The organism is Micromonospora sp. NPDC018662, from assembly GCF_044391475.1.
Taxonomy (GTDB): Bacteria; Actinomycetota; Actinomycetes; order Mycobacteriales; family Micromonosporaceae; genus Micromonospora.
The window spans coordinates 541290-559356 of sequence record NZ_JBISAC010000001.1 but is presented as its reverse complement, the minus strand read 5'-3'; the positions used below and the strand labels follow the sequence as shown (position 1 = coordinate 559356).

At 72.4% G+C, this 18067-nt stretch carries 19 protein-coding genes; 3 read left to right on the top strand and 16 right to left on the bottom strand.

Features of this window, described 5'->3' with window-relative positions:
* Nucleotides 1-11: 11 nt before the first annotated feature.
* The 8 genes from ACH495_RS02750 to ACH495_RS02715 form a co-directional block, all read right to left on the bottom strand.
* Nucleotides 12-377, bottom strand: coding sequence for an NADH-quinone oxidoreductase subunit A (locus ACH495_RS02750; protein ID WP_089154551.1), 366 nt, complete (start codon nucleotides 375-377; stop codon nucleotides 12-14).
* Nucleotides 378-509: 132 nt separating this feature from the next.
* Entirely contained in the window at nucleotides 510-1784 is a 1275-nt protein-coding gene (locus tag ACH495_RS02745; RefSeq protein WP_396856024.1) for a geranylgeranyl reductase family protein, read from the bottom strand.
* Nucleotides 1785-1918: 134 nt separating this feature from the next.
* The gene (locus tag ACH495_RS02740; protein ID WP_396856023.1) at nucleotides 1919-2140 is read right to left on the bottom strand and encodes a hypothetical protein; all 222 of its coding nucleotides are present in this window, start codon (nucleotides 2138-2140) and stop codon (nucleotides 1919-1921) included.
* A 73-nt stretch (nucleotides 2141-2213) separates the two neighbouring features.
* Nucleotides 2214-2927: a demethylmenaquinone methyltransferase gene (locus tag ACH495_RS02735; RefSeq protein WP_396856022.1), complete on the bottom strand. Its 714-nt coding sequence runs from the start codon at nucleotides 2925-2927 to the stop codon at nucleotides 2214-2216.
* An 89-nt stretch (nucleotides 2928-3016) separates the two neighbouring features.
* The gene (locus tag ACH495_RS02730) at nucleotides 3017-4270 is read right to left on the bottom strand and encodes a cell wall anchor protein (RefSeq protein ID WP_396856021.1); all 1254 of its coding nucleotides are present in this window, start codon (nucleotides 4268-4270) and stop codon (nucleotides 3017-3019) included.
* A 423-nt stretch (nucleotides 4271-4693) separates the two neighbouring features.
* Nucleotides 4694-5884: a cyclic dehypoxanthinyl futalosine synthase gene (gene mqnC / locus ACH495_RS02725; RefSeq protein ID WP_396856020.1), complete on the bottom strand. Its 1191-nt coding sequence runs from the start codon at nucleotides 5882-5884 to the stop codon at nucleotides 4694-4696.
* 150 nt (nucleotides 5885-6034) lie between these two features.
* Nucleotides 6035-6229 carry a DUF397 domain-containing protein gene (locus ACH495_RS02720; protein ID WP_396856019.1) on the bottom strand — a complete coding sequence of 65 codons (195 nt, stop codon included), beginning with the start codon at nucleotides 6227-6229 and terminating at the stop codon, nucleotides 6035-6037.
* A gap of 7 nt (nucleotides 6230-6236) precedes the next feature.
* Entirely contained in the window at nucleotides 6237-7085 is an 849-nt protein-coding gene (locus ACH495_RS02715; protein WP_396856018.1) for a helix-turn-helix domain-containing protein, read from the bottom strand.
* 208 nt (nucleotides 7086-7293) lie between these two features.
* On the opposite strand from ACH495_RS02715, the gene ACH495_RS02710 reads away from it, so the two are divergent.
* Nucleotides 7294-7602, top strand: a complete 309-nt coding sequence (locus tag ACH495_RS02710) for a hypothetical protein (RefSeq protein ID WP_396856017.1) — start codon at nucleotides 7294-7296, stop codon at nucleotides 7600-7602.
* A 164-nt stretch (nucleotides 7603-7766) separates the two neighbouring features.
* Here ACH495_RS02710 and ACH495_RS02705 read toward each other — a convergent pair whose 3' ends face one another.
* From ACH495_RS02705 to paaA, 6 genes are all read right to left on the bottom strand, one after another.
* The gene (locus tag ACH495_RS02705; protein WP_396856016.1) at nucleotides 7767-9599 is read right to left on the bottom strand and encodes an FG-GAP-like repeat-containing protein; all 1833 of its coding nucleotides are present in this window, start codon (nucleotides 9597-9599) and stop codon (nucleotides 7767-7769) included.
* A gap of 312 nt (nucleotides 9600-9911) precedes the next feature.
* Complete coding sequence (gene paaE, locus ACH495_RS02700) at nucleotides 9912-11033, bottom strand: 1,2-phenylacetyl-CoA epoxidase subunit PaaE (RefSeq protein WP_396856015.1); 1122 nt, start codon at nucleotides 11031-11033, stop codon at nucleotides 9912-9914.
* Nucleotides 11030-11506: a 1,2-phenylacetyl-CoA epoxidase subunit PaaD gene (gene paaD, locus ACH495_RS02695; protein WP_396856505.1), complete on the bottom strand. Its 477-nt coding sequence runs from the start codon at nucleotides 11504-11506 to the stop codon at nucleotides 11030-11032. The genes paaE and paaD overlap by 4 nt, the downstream gene beginning before the upstream one ends.
* Complete coding sequence (paaC, locus tag ACH495_RS02690) at nucleotides 11500-12222, bottom strand: 1,2-phenylacetyl-CoA epoxidase subunit PaaC (RefSeq protein WP_396856014.1); 723 nt, start codon at nucleotides 12220-12222, stop codon at nucleotides 11500-11502. The genes paaD and paaC overlap by 7 nt, the downstream gene beginning before the upstream one ends.
* Nucleotides 12219-12506 carry a 1,2-phenylacetyl-CoA epoxidase subunit PaaB gene (paaB, locus tag ACH495_RS02685; protein WP_396856504.1) on the bottom strand — a complete coding sequence of 96 codons (288 nt, stop codon included), beginning with the start codon at nucleotides 12504-12506 and terminating at the stop codon, nucleotides 12219-12221. Before paaB ends, paaC begins: the two co-directional genes overlap by 4 nt.
* A 53-nt stretch (nucleotides 12507-12559) precedes the next feature.
* Nucleotides 12560-13627 carry a 1,2-phenylacetyl-CoA epoxidase subunit PaaA gene (paaA, locus tag ACH495_RS02680; RefSeq protein ID WP_396856013.1) on the bottom strand — a complete coding sequence of 356 codons (1068 nt, stop codon included), beginning with the start codon at nucleotides 13625-13627 and terminating at the stop codon, nucleotides 12560-12562.
* Between the two features lie 371 nt (nucleotides 13628-13998).
* On the opposite strand from paaA, the gene ACH495_RS02675 reads away from it, so the two are divergent.
* Nucleotides 13999-14991 carry a hypothetical protein gene (locus ACH495_RS02675; protein WP_396856012.1) on the top strand — a complete coding sequence of 331 codons (993 nt, stop codon included), beginning with the start codon at nucleotides 13999-14001 and terminating at the stop codon, nucleotides 14989-14991.
* Complete coding sequence (locus ACH495_RS02670) at nucleotides 14991-15926, top strand: hypothetical protein (protein WP_396856011.1); 936 nt, start codon at nucleotides 14991-14993, stop codon at nucleotides 15924-15926. The genes ACH495_RS02675 and ACH495_RS02670 overlap by 1 nt, the downstream gene beginning before the upstream one ends.
* A gap of 5 nt (nucleotides 15927-15931) precedes the next feature.
* Here the strand turns inward: ACH495_RS02670 and ACH495_RS02665 are convergent, their stop codons facing one another.
* Together ACH495_RS02665 and ACH495_RS02660 are read right to left on the bottom strand one after the other, a co-directional pair.
* Complete coding sequence (locus ACH495_RS02665; protein ID WP_396856010.1) at nucleotides 15932-16783, bottom strand: menaquinone biosynthetic enzyme MqnA/MqnD family protein; 852 nt, start codon at nucleotides 16781-16783, stop codon at nucleotides 15932-15934.
* On the bottom strand, nucleotides 16708-18060 hold the full coding sequence (locus tag ACH495_RS02660) for an MFS transporter (protein ID WP_396856009.1): 1353 nt from the start codon (nucleotides 18058-18060) through the stop codon (nucleotides 16708-16710). Before ACH495_RS02660 ends, ACH495_RS02665 begins: the two co-directional genes overlap by 76 nt.
* Nucleotides 18061-18067: the final 7 nt, after the last annotated feature.

The following is an 18067-nucleotide window of genomic DNA, read 5'->3' as shown; positions in this document are numbered from 1 at the left end:
CTGCTACCTCCTCAGTCCCAGTCCAGGCCGCCGCGCCGCCACACGTAGGCGTAGGCGACGAAGACCGCGACGATGAACATGACCATCTCCACGAAGCCGAAGATCGGCAGGGCGTCGAACGAGACAGCCCAGGGGTAGAGGAAGATGATCTCGATGTCGAAGACGATGAAGAGCATCGCCGTCAGGTAGAACTTGATCGGGAACCGGCCGCCGCCGACCGGCTGCGGGCTCGGTTCGATGCCACACTCGTACGCCTCGAGCTTGGCCTTGTTCAGACGCCGGGGGCCGGCGAATCGGGCGGCGGCCACGGAGAACAGCGCGAACCCCGCGGCGAGGGCGAACAGCCCGATGATGGGTGCATAAGGAGAGAGCGTCATCGTTGTCCCCTGCTCGTCCTTCCCTGACCTCGGTGGTTGGCCAAAATCACACTATTCACGTCCCTGACGACATCGGTCGGCGGGGGTCGATCTCTCCGCTCCGTGGTCGGTCGACCGCGGGCCGGTGGTCTCCTACACGGCCGGTGCCACCCTCGTCATGGCGTTGATGACCCGGTCCATCGCGTCCCCGCCGCGCGGGTCGGTCAGGTTCGCCAGCAGCTTGAGCACGAAACGCATCAACATCGGGTGCGGCATGCCGTGCTTCGTGGCCATCCGCATCACCTCGGGCCGGCCGATCAGCTTCACGAAGACCCCGCCGAGCCGGTAGTAGCCGCCGAAGCGGGCCTTCAGCTCCTGCGGGTACGCCATCAGCGCCCGCTCCCGTTCCGCGCCGGCCGGGCGGGCCAGCGCCTGCACCGCGACCTCCGCGGCCAGCTCGCCGGACTCCATCGCGTACGCGATGCCCTCGCCGTTGAACGGGTTGACCATGCCGCCGGAGTCGCCGACGAGCAGCACGCCGCGCTGGTAGTGCGGGACCCGGTTGAAGCCCATCGGCAGCGCGGCGCCGAGGATCGGCCCCTCCGCGTTGGCCTCGTCGGTCATCCCCCAGTCCTCCGGGGTGTTGGCGAGCCAGTCGGTGAGCAGCCGGCGGTAGTTCGTCTTGCCGAACGCCGAGGACGAGTTGAGCACGCCGAGGCCGACGTTGACCCGGCCGTCGCCGAGGCCGAAGATCCAGCCGTAGCCGGGCAGCAACGCGTCGTTGCCCTTGGCGCGCAGCTCCAGCCAGGACTCCAGGTAGTCGTCGTCGTGCTTGGCGGGCGAGCGGTAGTAGCGGCGGACCGCCACGCCGATCGGTCGGTCCTCCCGCTTGGCCAGGCCGAGCGCGAGCGGGAACCGACCGGAGACGCCGTCCGCGGCGACCACCAGCGGCGCGTGGAAGGTGGCCGGCTCCTTGCCGGGACCGGTCTCGGCCTGCACGCCGATCACCCGGTCGTCCGCGTCGAGCACCGGGCCGAGCACGTTGACGCCGGTGCGCAGCTCCGCGCCGGCGGTGACGGCACGCCGGGCGAGCAGGTCGTCGAAGTCGAGCCGGGTCCGGACCAGGCCGTAGTTGGGGAAGCTGGCCAGGTCGGGCCAGTCCAGCTCCAGACGGACGCCGCCGCCGATCACCCGCAGGCCCTTGTTGTGCAGCCAGCCGGCCTCGGGCGAGGTGTCCACACCCATCCGGATGAGCTGCCGTACGGCGCGGGGCGTGAGCCCGTCACCGCAGACCTTCTCCCGGGGGAACTCCGTCTTCTCCAGCAGCAGCACGCGTACGCCGTGCCGCGCCAGGTGGTATGCCGTGGCCGATCCTCCGGGACCGGCGCCCACGACGATGACGTCGGCGTCGTTCTCCACCGCGGTCATCCGCGCCTCCTCCCGCATGCTCGTGAAATGCTTCACAAGCCGATCGGGTTGGAGTCTATGACCGGCGTTACACCTGTATGCGCTGAGGGGGTCCTAACTTCCCGGAAACCAGCCGGTAAGGGAGCGGAGATCGGTCACGGGCGGGCCGGCGCGGCCGGCCCCAGGCCGGCGTCGAGCCGGATCGTCTCGGGCAGGTGATCGCGCAGCGCGCCCCCGGCCGCGCGGTCCAGCGCCGCCAGCACCTCGGCGACCACCTGGCGGACCTCGGCGGGATCCGCGCCGGCCAACTCCCTGAGCTGCGCGATCAGCTCGGCAGCGTCGTCGTCGGTGGCGGCGGCGTGGTCGGATCCCGTCATGGGCGCGAGCCTACGGCGCGAACCATTCTCAAGCCGGACATTCACGAAATGCCCGGCCGCTCCGCCGGAGCGATCAGTTCCGGACGGCGCGGTGCAGCGCGACGACGCCACCGGTCAGGTTGCGCCACGCCACCCGACCCCAGCCGGCCGCGCCGACGCGCGCGGCCAGCGCCGCCTGGTCCGGCCAGGCCCGGATCGACTCGGCGAGGTAGACGTAGGCGTCGGGGTTGCTCGACACCGCGCGCGCCACCGCCGGCAACGACCGCATCAGGTACGACAGGTAGACGGTGCGGAACGCCGGGTTGACCGGGGTGCTGAACTCGCAGACCACCAGCCGCCCGCCCGGCCGGGTGACCCGGGCCAGTTCGCGCAGCGCGGCGTCGGTGTCGTTCACGTTGCGCAGCGCGAAGGAGATGGTCACCGCGTCGAAGCTGGCATCCGCGAACGGCAGCCGGAGCGCGTCGCCGGCCAGCAGCGGCACCGACGGGCGGGTGCGCTTGCCGGCGTGCAGCATGCCCAGCGACAGGTCCGCGCCGACCGCGTACGCCCCGGAGTGGGCCAGCTCCTCGGTGGAGACGCCGGTGCCGGCGCCCACGTCCAGCACCCGCTCGCCGGGGCGCAGCCCGAGCGCCGCCCGGGTGGCCCGCCGCCAGGACCGGTCCTGCCCGAAGGAGAGCACGGTGTTGGTCAGGTCGTAGCGGGCCGCCACGCCGTCGAACATGGCGGCGACCTCGTGCGGCTGCTTCTCCAGGCTGGCGCGCCGGCCCTGCGGGGAACGACTGTTCACCCCTCCACTCTGCCAGCCACGCCATCCGGGTACGGCGCGGGGGCGAGGTGGTCGCCCACCCCGCCCCCGCCGTGTCCGGTGCGCCCGGCTCAGTCCCCGGTGCGCTCCTCGCTCGGCGCGACCAGGACCACCTTGCGGCGGCGGGACAGCACCATCAGCGCCGCGCCGGCGGCCAGCACGAGCGCGCCGATGCCGCCGATCAGACCGACCTGCATGCCGGTCACCGGCAGGCCGCCGTCACCGGCGCCACCACCGCTGCCGCCACCCGTGGTCGGGGTCGGGACCGCGGTCGCGCCACCACTCGGGGTCGGCTCGGCGGTCGGGGTGCCGGACGGCGTCGGGGTCGGCGTCGGCTGCCCGTTCGGGTCGACGAAGACGTCGAACTGGGCGGTGTTGTCGACGTCGTCGACCTCGGCGAAGGCGCGACGCTGCGCCGAGCTGGCGACGCGCGGCTCCTCCTCGGGCTCGCCGGATGCGGAGTCCAGGCCGGCGGCGAAGACGAAGCCGGGCCGGAGCAGCTTCTCGGTCACGTCCGCGCCGACAGTCACCCGCACGCCGGCGGTGTAGAACTGGCCCGGCTTCAGCACCGCGCCCCGGTCCTCGCAGTACGCCTGCGCGAAGCCGCCCAGATCCTGCTCGACGCAGCCCTCGGGCAGCTCGGCGAAGGTGACGCCGGCCGGCAGCGTGATGCCGTACGCGAGGCCGGTGGCCTTCCGGCTGCCGTCGTTGAACACGGCCCAGTCCAGCGGCGCGGTCTCCCCCGGCCGGACCGGACGGAGGTTCGCCTCGCCGGCGTCGTCGCCGTCGACCTGCACGTCGGCGTACACGTCCTGCACCCAGGTGGTGAGGTCGTAGCCGGGGGCGGTCACGGTGATGTCGTGGTCGACCGCGTTGTTCTCCAGGTCGGGGTCGGCGGTGGCCGCGCTGATGGAGACCGTGAGCGGGCCGGCCGCACCCTTGCCGCCGGTGGAGAACAACGGGATGCCGAAGTCCTCGGTGGTGCCCGCGGCGAGGTCGCCGAGCAGGCAGGTGAAGGAGGTGCCGGTAACCTCGCAGCCCTCCGGGACCAGCACGCCGACCTTGCGGTCCTTCAGGCCCTTCGTCTCCACCGTGACCCGGACGCCCTTGGCGTCGACGGCACCGGCGGTGTTGTCCACCTGGAACTTGAACGGCTTGGCCCGGGCCTCGTCGACGCCCTTGGCCAGCTGGTAGCTGAGCGGGACGAGCTGGAGGTCGGCCTCGTCGGCGGCGTACGCCGGGCCGGCGACGGCGGCGAGGCCCGAGGTGGAGAGCAGGGCGACCACGCCGGCGCGCGCCAGCGAGGATCGGTATCGGAAGGTCATGGTTCCCCCGAGGGTAGGGACGTGCCGATCAGGCACGGAACGAACGGACGGTACCGGAGCGACGCGGCGACGCGCCAGCGTCCCACGGGTGGAATTCCCACCTTGCCCGACCGACAGCAGGGGCGGGATGGTCACCCATCCCGCCCCTGCTGCGGTGCGTTATATGAACGGCCCTCATGGGCCGATGGAGGACGACGGTCCGCCGAACGCCGCCAGCGTAGCCGCGACGACGGCTGGCGGGACGACGCTCGCCCGGGTCGCCGCCGACCTGTTATCTGGCAGCTCGCGGCCCGGACGGGCGGTGTCGAGCCGGGACGTTAGCGGCTCCCGATCACGCCCGTCGAGGGCCACGCCGAAGCTCCACCGGAAACGGGTGCGACACCCGGCCGCACGACGCCCCCGGCCGGCCGAACGGTGGAGCGGTCAGTTCGCCTCGACCAGCGGCAGCGACTTCCCGACGCCGCCACCCGGCAGCGCGATCGAGGAGAAGTGCGAGACCACGCGGTCGTCGCTCGGGTCGTCCGCGGGCGTCCGGTGCACCGCGAGCCGGCGGTAGAGCGTGTCCCGCTGGGCCGGGATCCGGTCCGCCGAACGGATCATGCCGATCAGTTCGTGCAGGTTGGACCGGTGCCGGGCGCCGGCCGAGGAGATGACGTTCTCCTCCAGCATGATCGAGCCGAGGTCGTCCACGCCCATGTGCAGGGCGAGCTGCCCGACGTCCTTGCCCGTGGTCAACCAGGACGCCTGGAGGTGCGGCACCGTCTCGAAGAAGAGCCGGGCCACCGCGACCAGGCGCAGGTATTCCAGCGTGGTGGCCTGGGTGCGGCCCTTCAGGTGGTTGTTCTCCGGCTGGTACGTCCACGGGATGAAGGCCCGGAAGCCACCGGTGCGGTCCTGCACGTCCCGGATCATCCGCAGGTGCTCGATCCGCTCCGCGTTGGTCTCGCCGGTGCCCATCATCATGGTCGCGGTCGACTCCAGGCCCTGCCGGTGCGCCAGCTCCATCACCTCGAGCCACCGCGCGCCCGACTCCTTCAGCGGCGCGATCGCCTTGCGCGGCCGGTCCGGCAGCATCTCCGCGCCGGCGCCGGCGATCGAGTCCAGGCCGGCCGCCTTGATCCGGGCGATGGCCTCGTCGAGGCTCACCCCGGAGACCTTCGCCATGTGCAGGATCTCGCTCGGGCCGATCGAGTGGATGGCGAGCTGCGGGTAGGCCCGCTTGACCGAGGAGAACAGCTCCTCGTAGTAGTCGACGCCGTAGTCCGGGTGGTGCCCGCCCTGGAGCATGACCTGGGTGGCGCCCAGCTCGACCGCCTCGCCGCAGCGGCGCAGGATCTCCTCGGTCGGGTGGGTCCAGCCCTCGGCGTGCTTGGGGGCCCGGTAGAACGCGCAGAACTTGCACGCCGTCACGCAGACGTTCGTGTAGTTGATGTTGCGGTCGATCAGGTAGGTGACGATGTTGTCCGGATACCGGCGCCGCCGTACCGCGTCGGCCGCCTCGCCCAGCGCGTGGAAGGGCGCCTCCGTGTAGAGCAGCAGCGCCTCCTCGGGCGTGATCCGCCCGCCGTCCGCGCCGCGCTGCAGGATGTCGTCGATCTCCCGGTTCGCCGTCACATCCCGAGGGTACGCCGGCCGGTCACCCAGGCCCGCAAGGGTGCGCCGCCGGGTGACGCACCCCGCAGGGCGGGAAGATCGACTTCAGTACGCCGAGGTGGTCGGGTCCTGACGCTCCGAATGCCGCCACCTCCCCGAACTGGCGGGCCGTCAGGGGCGGCTCAGTGGGCCGGCGACGAAAGCGGCCCAGGCCCGTCGGTCGAAGGCCAGCATCGGTCCGGCCGGGTCCTTCGAATCGCGTACGCCGACCGTCGCCGCCGTCATCGCCACCTCCACGCAGTTGGCGTTGGAGCCGCTGCGGGTGGACGTGCGCCAGGTCGCGCCGGACAGCTCTGAGGTGGTCATCCTCGGCTCACTCTCGCTCGTGCTCCGCCGCGTACCGCGCGATGAGCGCCACTGAATCGACGGGGCTCAACGCCACAGCGGTCAGCCTATCCGCCTCCCGCCGGAAGTGCGCCACCTGCGCGGCCTCCTCCAGGAACAGCCCGGTCAGCTTGTGGTCGAGACAGACCACCGACCGGTTGCGCGGGAAGTCGAGGAGCGCGAACGAGCCGTCCAGGCCGGTGTGCGCGCCGACCGCCAGTGGCACCACTCGCAGCGTGACCGTGGGCCGCTCGGCCGCCTCTGCCAGGTGCCGAAGCTGGCGGGCCATCACTTGAGAGCCGCCGAGCGCCCGGCGCAGCACCGCCTCGTCGAGCAGCGCGTGGAGCGCGGGCGGGCTGGGGCGGCTCAGGACCGCCTGCCGGCCCAGCCGGGCGGCCACCCGTCCCTGCGCATCGTCGGGCGGCACGCCGCAGCCGACCATCACCGCCTGGGCGTAGTCCGGCGTCTGCAACAGGCCCGGCACCAGCAGCGGCTCCCAGTTCACGATGCCGGCCGCCTCGGCCTCCAGCCGGATCAGCGTGCGCGACTCGTCGGACAGCCCGCCGATCGCCTCCCACCAGCCGGTCTCGGCCGAACGTTCGGCCATCGCGAGCAGCCGCCGGCGCTCCTCCCCGGTGACGCCGTAGATCACTAGCAGGGAGGCAACGTCGGCGGCCTGGATGCCCTGCACACCGGTCTCCATCCGGGAGAGCTTGGACGCCTGCCATTCCAGCCGGGCCGCCACCCGCCGTAGCGCGAGCCCTCGCGCCCTCCTCAGCTCGCGCAGCTCACCGCCGAGCCCACGCCCGACCACGGTGGGCAGATTCGCCTTCGCCATGCCGTCCCTCCCGGTCGACCCGGCGATCGTCACTCTGACGACACGCGCCGTAGCGTTGAGTATTGACTCTCGGCCACGCCAGCGCAACCATGGCAAGCAACGTTGCGACCTACCGTCGCCATGGCCTTCGGGAGTCTCGATGCAGACCTATCAACCCACCTGGCTCCGGCCACATGATCCGGCGGACTCACCCGGGCCGATCCCCTCCGTGATCGACCGGTTCGGCCGACACAACCGCGCCGACCGGCCCTCGCTCACCGAGGCGGAACGCGAGGCGGCCCGATACACCGTCGTGCTGGTGTCGCCGGAGGCGGCCGAGGCGCTCGGCGACGACCGGGGCGAAGTCGGGCTGCATCTGTTCCTGGACGACGACTGGGATCACCAGCCGGCGCATCTCGACGAGGCGGTCAAGATGATCGAGGAGGCTTGCGGCGAGCCGGTCACGCTCACCGAGCACCACTCCGACCTCACCTACTGGACCGCCCACGTACGACATGACCCGGAGGCCGAGAGGTAGCTTGATTCTGCCGGGGCAGTAGCCCTTTGGAAGTGAGCCCGGCAGCCTCCCGTCAGCGCCTGGCCCGCATCCGCTCCACACTCTCACCCCGGGGCAAACCGGATACGTCCCGGCCGGCTGCCGGCCCTCGTCCAGAGACAGGCGAGGGCCGGCAGCCGGGACGGTCAGAACAGGCGCGGCAGGGCGGAGGTGGTCCAACCCGACCCGACGCCGCCCCGGTTGCCCGCGAAGAGCCGGTTGTCGGCGCTCATGTCACCGGTCGACTCGAACCCGGTCAGCGTCCCGTCGGCCGCCTGGCCGAGCAGGTCCGCCCGACCGTCGCCGGTCATGTCCCCGACGATCATCCGGGGCTTGCTGGCCTTGTCCCACGGGGCGCCGACGATCGGGTGGGGCTGGGGGAACAGCAGGCCGTTGGCCGACAGGTCCCCGGTCGACCGGTAGGCCCGCAGCGTCCCGTCCGTGCCGTGGGCGAGCAGATCGGTGATCCCGTCGCCATTGAGGTCGGCCGGCACCACCCGAGGATAGACCGAGGTCCGCCAGTCGCCGCCCACCGTCCGCCGAGCCGGGAACAGCGGGTTGCCGGCGGATCCGTCTCCGGTGGACGCCCACGCCCACAGCTCGCCGTCGGAGACCTGGCCGATCAGGTCGGTCCGTCCGTCGCCGTTGAAGTCCCCCGGGAAGACCCGGGGATACTGTGCGGCCGTCCAGCCGGCGCCCACGGTGCGCCGGGTGGCCGACTGGAACAGCCTGCTGTCGCCGGACAGGTCACCGGTGGACGGCCAGAGCCAGAGCTCGCCGTTGCCGACCTGACCGATGAGGTCGGTGCGGCCGTCGCCGTTGAAGTCGCCCGGGAAGATCCGGGGGTACTGCGTGAGGGTCCAGCCGCTGCCGACCAGCCGGCCCGGCGCGAAGAGCCGGGACGGGTCGCCGGTGGACGCCCAGACCGTCAGGTCGCCGTCGGCCCACTGGGCCATCAGGTCGGACTTCCCGTCGCCGTTGAAGTCGCCGACGATCACCCGCGGCTTCTCGGCCGCGGTCCAGCCGGCGCCGACGATGGGGAAAGGGGTCGGGAACAGGGTCCCGGGGATGGTGCCGGACGACTGATAGAGCCGCAGGTCGCCGTTGGTGAGCTGACCGAGCACGTCGTCCTTGCAGTCGCCGGTGAAGTCGCCCGGCAGCACGACGGTGGCCTGGTCGCCGGTGCCGGCCGTGCCGCCCTGCGCGTTGCAGTTCGACGGCGTGTTCTGCCGGATCCAGGTCACCAGGTCGTCGGTGCGCGCCTCGACCGCGTTCCGCCGGGTCTCCGTCTCACCGAGACAGCCGCCCTGCCACGACGTGTCGTGCACGGCGACCAGCTCCGGACGGGCGCCGCCGGTCCGGACGGTCGGCCCACCGGCGTCGCCCCGGCACGTGGTCGGCCCGGAGCCGTCCTGGTTGGCGACGTCGAGCCCGGCGGTGGTCACCGCGGCCACCGACACGTCCACGCCGTGCAGCCGGTTCGGGATCCACTCGGTCGCGGTCCGGCCGAAGCCGATCGCCCGCAGCGTGTCACCGGCTGCCGGGGCGGTCGCGCCCAGGGTGACCGGCTGGATCCCGGGCACCGGCCCGGCCAGGCGCACCAGCGCGATGTTGCGGCTCGGGTGCGGCACCACCCGGTTGACCACCCGGACCTGACCGGCCGTGGTGGTGAGGTCGAGACGGCCCACAGTGGCGGTCGTCGGCCGGGCCGGCGGGCCGGCCACCACCGGCGCACCGGCCACGCTCAGGCAGGACCGGGCGGTGATGACCCACTGGGCGCTCACCAGCGCCCCGGAGCAGGTCCGGTCGTCGCCGAAGGCCAGCCTCGTGGCGAAGGCGAACGCCGGATCGGTGACCGGGCTGCCGCCGCTCACCGCCCCGGCCGGCACCCCGCCGACCAGCCCCGCACCGACGACCGCGACGGTGCCGGCCAGCGCCGTCCACCACCGACCTCGGCGTACCACACGTCCATTCGACACATTGCCCCCGTTGACGACGAGCGCCGCACCCTGGTAGGGGCACGGCGACGACCACCCGCGCCGACGCAGACGTCACGTCACGCATCGACACGGGAAGATGACCAGGAGAAATGTACGGGAGCAGGAACGAGCTCGCTGCCCCGTCACGACTCGTCATCGACAGTCAGCATGCCGGTTCCGCCATGGCGCTTTCGGCGCCTCGCTGGCTGGCAGACGCACTTACCCGAAGCGATATACCCACAAGTCATAAATATGACTCACAGGTATATCGCTTCGCGGCGATGGTTCTTTCCCCGTGGTCACGGTCGGTGACTACGCGTCGTAGTCAACGGTCAATTGGTCGGTCACCGGGCTGGACTGGCAGGTCAGGACGTACCCGGCGGCCACCTCGTCCGGCTCCAGCGCATAGTTGCGGGCCATCGTCACCTCACCGGCGGTGACCCGGGCCCGGCAGGTCGAGCAGACCCCACCCTTGCAGGCGTACGGCAGCTCGCCCCGCACCCGCAGCGCGGCGTCCAGCACCCGCTCGTCCCGGCCCATGGTGAAGGTCGACGAGCGCCCGTCCAGCAGGATCGTCACCTCGGCGCCCGCGCCCGGCTGCTCGGCCGGGCGGCGTACCGGCTCCGGCGGGGCGTCCACGTGGAACAGCTCGGTGTGCACCGCCGTGTCGGGCACGCCGCGCCCGGCGAGCACCGCCTTGGCGTCCACCACCATCCCGTACGGGCCGCAGAGGAACCACTCCTCGATCTCGTCGCCCGGCACGACGGTGTCCAGCAGCCGGGTCAGCCGGTCCGCGTCGATCCGACCGGAGAGCAGCGCCGACTCGCCCATCTCGCGGCTCAGCACGTGCACCAGGTGCAACCGGGTCGGATAGCGGTCCTTCAGGTCGGCCAGCTCCTCGCCGAACATCACCGTGTTCGCCGTGCGGTTGCCGTACACCAGGGTGAAGGTGCTGGCCGGTTCGACGGCCAGCGCGGTCGCGACCAGGCCGAGCACCGGCGTGATCCCGGAACCGGCGACCACCGCGCCGTACCGGCGGACCCGGCCGGGCGCGAACGCGGAGGTGAAGTGGCCGAGCGGCGGCAGCACCTCGACGGTGTCGCCGCCCCGCAGCGCGCCGCAGGCGTACGCGGAGAACGCGCCGCCCGGGACCTCGCGCACCCCGATCCGCAACCGGCCGTGCCGGGCCAGCTCGTCCGGGGTGGAGCAGATCGAGTACGACCGCCGCGCCTCCCCGGACTCCGGATCGTCGGCGACGGCCGGGCGGCGGACCGTGAGGTGCTGCCCGGCGGAGAACGCGAACGTCTCCCGCAGCTCCGCCGGCACCGCGAAGGTGATCGACACAGAGTCGTCGGTGAGCCGGTCGACGGCGGCGACCGGCAGCGGGTGGAAGACCGGCCGGCGGCGGACCGGCCGGGTGATGGTGACAGTCACAGCGCCTTCAGGTGGTCGAAGGGTTCGGCGCAGGAGCGGCAGCGCCACAGCGCCTTGCAGGCGGTGGAACCGAACCGGCTGACCTGCGTGGTCTCCGGGGATCCGCAGCGCGGGCAGCGGACCGCCAGGGTCAGCGGCACCACCGTGTCGTCGCCGCGCGGGGCGGGCGGGGCGATGCCGGCGGCGGCCAGCTTGGCCCGGCCGGCGTCGGAGATCCAGTCGGTGGACCAGGCCGGCGCGTAGACGGTGCGGACCTCGGCGTCCGGGTGCCCGGCGGTGGCGAGCGCGCGGTGGATGTCCGCGCGGATCACGTCCATGGCCGGGCAGCCGGTGTAGGTGGGGGTGATGGTGACGACGACCCGGCCGGTGGCCGGCTCCTCCTCGACCGCGCGCAGGATGCCCAGCTCGTCGATGGTAATCACCCGGATCTCCGGGTCCACCACCGCCGCCACCGCCTCCCGCGCGTTCACCAGGTGGCTCCCGGGTGGGCGCGGTGCAGCACCTGCATCTCGGCGAGCAGGAAGGAGAGGTGCTCGGTGTGCACGCCGTCCCGGCCACCGCCGGGCGTCCAGCGCGTCTCCGGCCGGGTCAGGGTGGCCTCGTCCAGCACGGCGGCCACGGTGGCGTCGAAGTCGGCCCGCAGCGAGGCCGGGTCGACCGGCGCCGCCGGGTCGCTGGTGAACAGCTCGTGGACGTACGGCCAGACCTGGTCGAGCGCGTCCTGCACACGGCGGTGCGACTCGTCGGTGCCGTCGCCGAGGCGCTTCACCCAGAGCGAGGCGTGGTCCAGGTGGTAGGCCGACTCCTTGCGCGCCTTCGCGCCGATCGCGGCCAGCCGGTCGTCGGCACAGCCGGCCAGCGCGGTGTAGAGCGGAAGCTGCCAGGCGGCCAGCAGGAACAGCTTCGCCATGGTCACCGCGAAGTCGCCGTTGGGCAGCTCGACCAGCAGGCAGTTGCGGAACTCGCGGTCGTCGCGCAGGTAGGCCAGGTCGTCCTCGTTGCGGCCGGCGCCCTCCAGCTCGCCCGCGTAGGTGAGCAGCAGCCGGGCCGCGCCGAGCTGGTCGAGGGCGATGTTGGCCAGCGCGATGTCCTCCTCCATCTCCGGCGCGCGGGAGGTCCACTCGCCGAGCCGCTGCGCCGCGATCAGCGCGTCGTCGCCGAGGGCGAGCGTGAAGTCGAACCGGCTCATAGATGGGCCACCCCGTCCGGCACCTCGTAGAACGTCGGGTGGCGGTAGACCTTGTCGGCCGCCGGGTCGAAGAACGCGTCCTTCTCGTCCGGGCTGGACGCGGTGATCGCGCTCGCCGGCACCACCCAGATGGAGACGCCCTCCTGGCGGCGGGTGTAGAGGTCGCGGGCGTTGCGCAGCGCCATCTCGGCGTCGGGGGCGTGCAGGCTGCCGACGTGGGTGTGCGACAGGCCGCGCCGGGCCCGCACGAAGACCTCCCACAGGGGCGAGGACTGACTGGTCATGCCGAGCCGACCGGGCATGCCCTCACGGCCCTCGCTCCGCTCGGTGCGTTCGGTCATGCCGCCACCGGTTCCTTCCGCTCGGCCCGCTTCGCGGCGTACGCCGCGGCGGCCTCCCGTACCCACGCGCCGTCGGCGTGGGCCCGCTGCCGGTGCGCCATCCGCTCCCGGTTGCACGGCCCGTCGCCCTTGATGACGCGCATCAGCTCGGCGTAGTCGGGCTGGGTGTAGTCGTACGCCTGACGCTCGTCGTTCCAGCGCAGGTCCGGGTCGGGGATGGTCAGGCCGAGCACCTCCGCCTGGCCGACGCACATGTCGACGAAACGCTGCCGCAACTCGTCGTTGGAGAAGCGCTTGATCTTCCAGGCCATCGACTGCGCGCTGTGCGTGGAGTCGCCGTCCGGCGGGCCGAACATCGCCAGCGACGGATACCACCAGCGGTCCAGCGCGTCCTGGGCCATCGCCTTCTGGGCCGGAGTGCCGTGCGCCAGCGTGTGCAGGATCTCGTAGCCCTGGCGCTGGTGGAACGACTCCTCCTTGCAGACCCGGATCATGGCGCGGGCGTACGGGCCGTAGGAGCAGCGGCACAGTGGCACCTGGTTGACGATCGCCGCACCGTCCACCAGCCAGCCGATGGCGCCCACGTCGGCCCAGGTGAGCGTCGGGTAGTTGAAGATCGAGCTGTATTTCTGCCGGCCGTCGAGCAGCAGCTCCACCAGCTCGTCGCGGCTGATGCCGAGCGTCTCGGCCGCCGCGTAGAGATAGAGCCCGTGGCCGGCCTCGTCCTGCACCTTGGCCAGCAGGATGGCCTTGCGCTTGAGGGAGGGGGCCCGGCTGATCCAGTTCCCCTCCGGCTGCATGCCGATGATCTCGGAGTGGGCGTGCTGGGCGATCTGCCGGATCAGCGTCTTCCGGTACGCCTCGGGCATCCAGTCCCGGGGTTCGATCTTCTGGTCGGCGTCGATCACGTCGGCGAAGTACGCCTCGAAGTCCTCGTCCGGCCCGGGGCCGCCCCGGCGGGCCCGCGCCGCGGCCTCGCGCAGCGCCGCCTCCGCGGCTTCCACCTCGCCGAGCAGGCCGCCGCCCGGAGCGTCCTCGGGCGGGGCGAAGTCGTTGCCATACATGAAGCCAGTGTTACAGCTCGCAGCGGATGACACCAGAGGGTGTAACAGGATTCCGCGGCAACCTTCCGCATCCACGCGCGAGCCGACCGTGGTCGCCACTGAGCTGGGCAAACGGCTGTGACATCGACCACGTGCAGGAAATGAAACCCCCCAAGCACCGCATATCTGCTCAATGTCCCGCCCACCTGGCGAGTCGCCGGGTGTCGGGATCTGGCAGAAAGCCGGTCCGGAAGTAGACTTCCCCCGGCACACCGATCGGCTGCCGTTGATCGCCACCACTCGGGCCACCGTCCCCCGGCCTCGTGGCGATCGGGCCGAACACATGCGGAAGCGCCGGTCCCCCCGGCCATACACCTGGAGTCCACCTACTCATGCGACCTCGCGTGACCCTGGTGCTCGCCGTCGTGGCAATTCTCGTCGGCGGCGGCATGCTGGTGCCCGCCGCGTACGCCAAGCTCGCCGGCGGAGACGGCGGGGCCAGCCTCGGCGGCCTCGGCGGCGGCACCGAGCTGGTGCCGGCGCCCACCCCGAGCGCGCCGCCGCCCCCGACGCTCGCCAACGCCCCGGTCTCGGTGAGCTTCAAGGGCGAGTTCTTCTCCTGGGCCCTGATGGACCGCGCGACCGGCACCGTCACCGGCGCGAGGAACATGCGCGAGACCAGCTCCACCGAGTCGATGCTCAAGGCCTGGATCGTCTCGGACTACCTGCGCCAACTCGGCAGCAAGGAACCATCGACGGAGAAGCTGAAGTGGGCGAGCGTAGCCATCCGGGACAGCGATGACGACGGGGCAAACATGATCTACCGGGCGGCCGGCGGCTCCTACCAGAAGCAGCCGGGCGGCAAGCTCGACCCGGTGCTCCAGCGGGCCGTCAAGATCTGCGGCCTCACCGACACCACGCGCGGCAACGTCCCCGGCTACGAGGGCTGGTGGAGTTTCACCCAGATGTCCCCCCAGGACGCCGCCCGGCTCGGTGACTGCATCGCCGACGGCAAGGCCGCCGGCCCCAAGTGGACCAAGTGGGTGCTGCACGAGATGACCCAGGTCCGGGGCAGCGTGTCACAACAACAGGACCGCTCCGGCGGCGGCAAGTGGGGGATCGTCGACGGCCTGCCCGCCTCGATCAAGGCCCAGGGCCCGGTGGGCATCAAGAACGGCTGGACCAAGCTCGCCTACGACGGCAACTGGCACGTCAACTGCCTGGCGATCACCGGCAGGTGGAGCCTCGCGGTGATGATGCGCTACCCGGGCAGCGCCGGCCTGTCGTACGGGTCGAAGGTCTGCGCGAGCGTCGCCACGCAGCTCGTGACCCCGCAGCCCGGCGCCGCGCTGAAGGTGCCCCAGCAGCCGGTCGGGAAGCTCTGATGGCCGGCACCCGGCGTCGCCCCGGCAGCCACCGCCGCCCGCTCGCGTTCAGCGCGGTGGCGGTGGCCCTGGTCGGCCTGCTGGTCCTCTCGCTCCGGCTGGTTCCCGGCGCGCCGCTGCGACCGACCGCGGCGACGCACCCCGACTCGGCCACCGAGCGGTCCACCACGCAGCCCACCGACCGCAACGCCCGGCCCCGGCCGGCCCCGTCGCCGTCGCTCGAGCCGCTCCCGTTCCAGGCCAAGGCGCTCGACGACCTCGACCTCAAGGGCTGGTACGCCTGGTCCGTGCTGGACAAGCGGACCGGGCAGATCATCGGCTCGCGGAACATGGGCGAGACCAGCACCACCGCGTCCCTGATCAAGTCCTGGGTGGTCGCCGACTACCTGCGCCGCAGCGCCGAGGCGGGGAAGACCCCGAGCGACGCCAAGCTCGACGACGCCACGCGGATCATCCGCGACAGCGACAACACCCGCGCCCAGCAGTTCTACGAGAGCGTCGGCAGCGCGGCCTCGATCAAGCGGCTGATCTCGATCTGCAAGTTGACCGACAGCAAGGTCGCCGCCGACGGCGGCTGGAGCCGGACGCTGCTGTCCCCGCGCGACACCGCGCGACTCGGCCTGTGCATCGACGACGGCCGGGCGGCCGGGCCGAAGTGGACGAAGTGGCTGCTCAACGAGATGCGCCTGGTCCGCGGCTCGGGCGACTTCGGCATCCGCAAGGCGTTCCCGGCCGCCGAGCAGAAGAAGATCGCCATCAAGAACGGCTGGATCGACCGGCAGAAGGAACAGGAATACCACGTCAACTGCCTGGCGATCGGCGACACGTGGACGATGGGCGTGATGGTCAAGAGCCCGTTCAGCGTCGGCGGGTGGGACTACGGCATGAAGGCGTGCGAGCAGATCACCGAGGCGCTGCTGCGCGAGCCGACCTGACCCGCTCAGCCCTGGAAGAACTCCGGGCCGCTCGGCGGCAGGGCCGGCACCTCCCCGTACGCGGCGGCGCGGCGGGCGAACTCGCGCAGCCCGGCCACCTGCCGTTCGCCCAGCGAGAAGTCGAGCGTGCGGAAGTAGGTCGCCAGCGTCGCCGCGTCGAACGGCTCCCAGCGGGCCGCCGCCTCGGCCACCTGGTCCAGCTCGGCCAGGCACAGGTCACGCGAGCGCAGGAACGCCTCGTGCACCTCCTTGACCAGCCCCGGGTGGGCGGCGGCGAAGTCGCGACGGACCGCCCAGACGGCGAACACCATCGGCAGCCCGGTCCACTCGTGCCAGGCCTGGCCGAGGTCGGTCACCGCGAGGCCCTTGCCCGGCGCCTCGTAGAGCGCGCGCAGCGCCACGTCGCCGATCAGCACCCCGGCGTCGGCCTCCAGCAGCATCTGGGTCAGGTCGGGCGGGCAGCGGAAGTATTCCGGACGCACCCCGTACCGCTCGGCGAGCAGCACCTGGGCCAGCAGCACCCCGGTCCGCGAGGTGGAGCCCAGCGCCACCTTGCCGCCGTCCAGCTCGGCCAGCGGCCGGGTGGAGACCATGTTGACCGAGAGCACCGGGCCGTCGCTGCCGACCGCCAGGTCGGGCAGGAGCAGCAGTTCGTCGGCGTGCTTCAGGAACTCGACAAGCGTGATCGGGCCGATGTCGAGGTCGCCGCGGACCAGATCGGCGCTCAGCCGGTCCGGCGAGTCCTTGTGCAGGTCGACGTCGAGCAGCGCGCCGGACCGCATCAGCCCCCAGTAGATCGGGAGGCAGTTGAGGAACTGGATGTGCCCCACCCGGGGGCGGGCGATGCGGTCGGCCATGACCCGACCGTATCCCCGCCACCGCCGTCCCGCGCCGCAGGGAGCCCCGGGAGTGGCCCATTCCGCACGGCGGTGCGCTCGGCACGGACCGCGCGGCGGACCGGCCAGGCCAGCGCCGCGACCACGAGCAGGCCGACCACCCCGCAGCCGGCGACCAGCGGCCGGGGGTCCGCCACCTCCAGCAGCAGGCCGCCGACCAGGTAGCCGCCCATCGCGGCGCCCTGCACCGCCGCCCCGAAGACCGCGAACGCACGCCCCCGGGCCGCCTCCGGCACCCGGCGGGCCAGCAGCAGGTTGTTGAAGACGTTGTCGCCGCCATTCGCGGTGCCGCCCAGCAGCCAGATCGGCACGAGCAGCCACGCCGACGGCACCGCCGCCGAGCCGAGCACCGCCAGGCAGCAGCCGCCGAGCAGCACCAGCCCGGCCCCGAGCAGCGCGCCGTCGTCCGCGAGCCGGCGGGCGACCCCGGCGAACAGCCAGGCCCCGACCACGATGCCGAGCGTCCAGGCACCGGTGACCAGGCCGTACACCGTGGTGGTGCTGCCCAGCGTCTCCCGGATGAAGAAGACCTCGATCACGTTGATCGCCCCGACCGCGCCGACCACCGCGGCCACGCTGCCGACCATGACCAGCAGCATCGGGTCGCGCCGCAGCCGCCAGGCGGGCGTGGCCGCCGCGGCGACCTCGGCCGCCGCCGTCCGACGGCCACCCCGTCGGGTACGGATGAGCAGCGCGGCCACCACCAGCGCGAGGTAGCTGACCGCGTCGACGAGTAGTGGCACCCGGGTGCCGAACTGCCCGACGAGCAGCCCGGCCAGCGCGGGGCCGGCGAGCGCGCCCAGGGTGCCGGCGGTCTGGTTGAGCGCGCCGGCGCGGGGCAGGTCCTCGGCCCGCACCATGACCGGCACCAGCGCGGCGAGCACCGGCTGGGTGATCGCGAGCCCGGTGGCCAGCAGCGCCACCAGCGCGAGCACCAGGACCGGCGCCGTCGCGTAGGCCAGCGCCGCGCAGATCGCGGCCTGGACCAGGCCGGCGGTGACCAGCAGGACGCGGCTGTCCACCCGGTCGGCGAGGCGCCCGGTCAGCGGGGCGAGCGCCACCAGCGGCAGCGTCGCGGCGAGCAGCAGCCCGGACACGGCGAGCCCGCCGGCGCCGGCGGACTGGAGCGCGAGCGTCAGCGCGGTGGCGGCGAGGAAGTCGCCGCAGCTCGAGACGCCGCGGGCGGTGGCGGCGAGCCAGACGTCCGGCCAGCGCGAGGAGCCAGTTGTGAAGGACATACTTCGA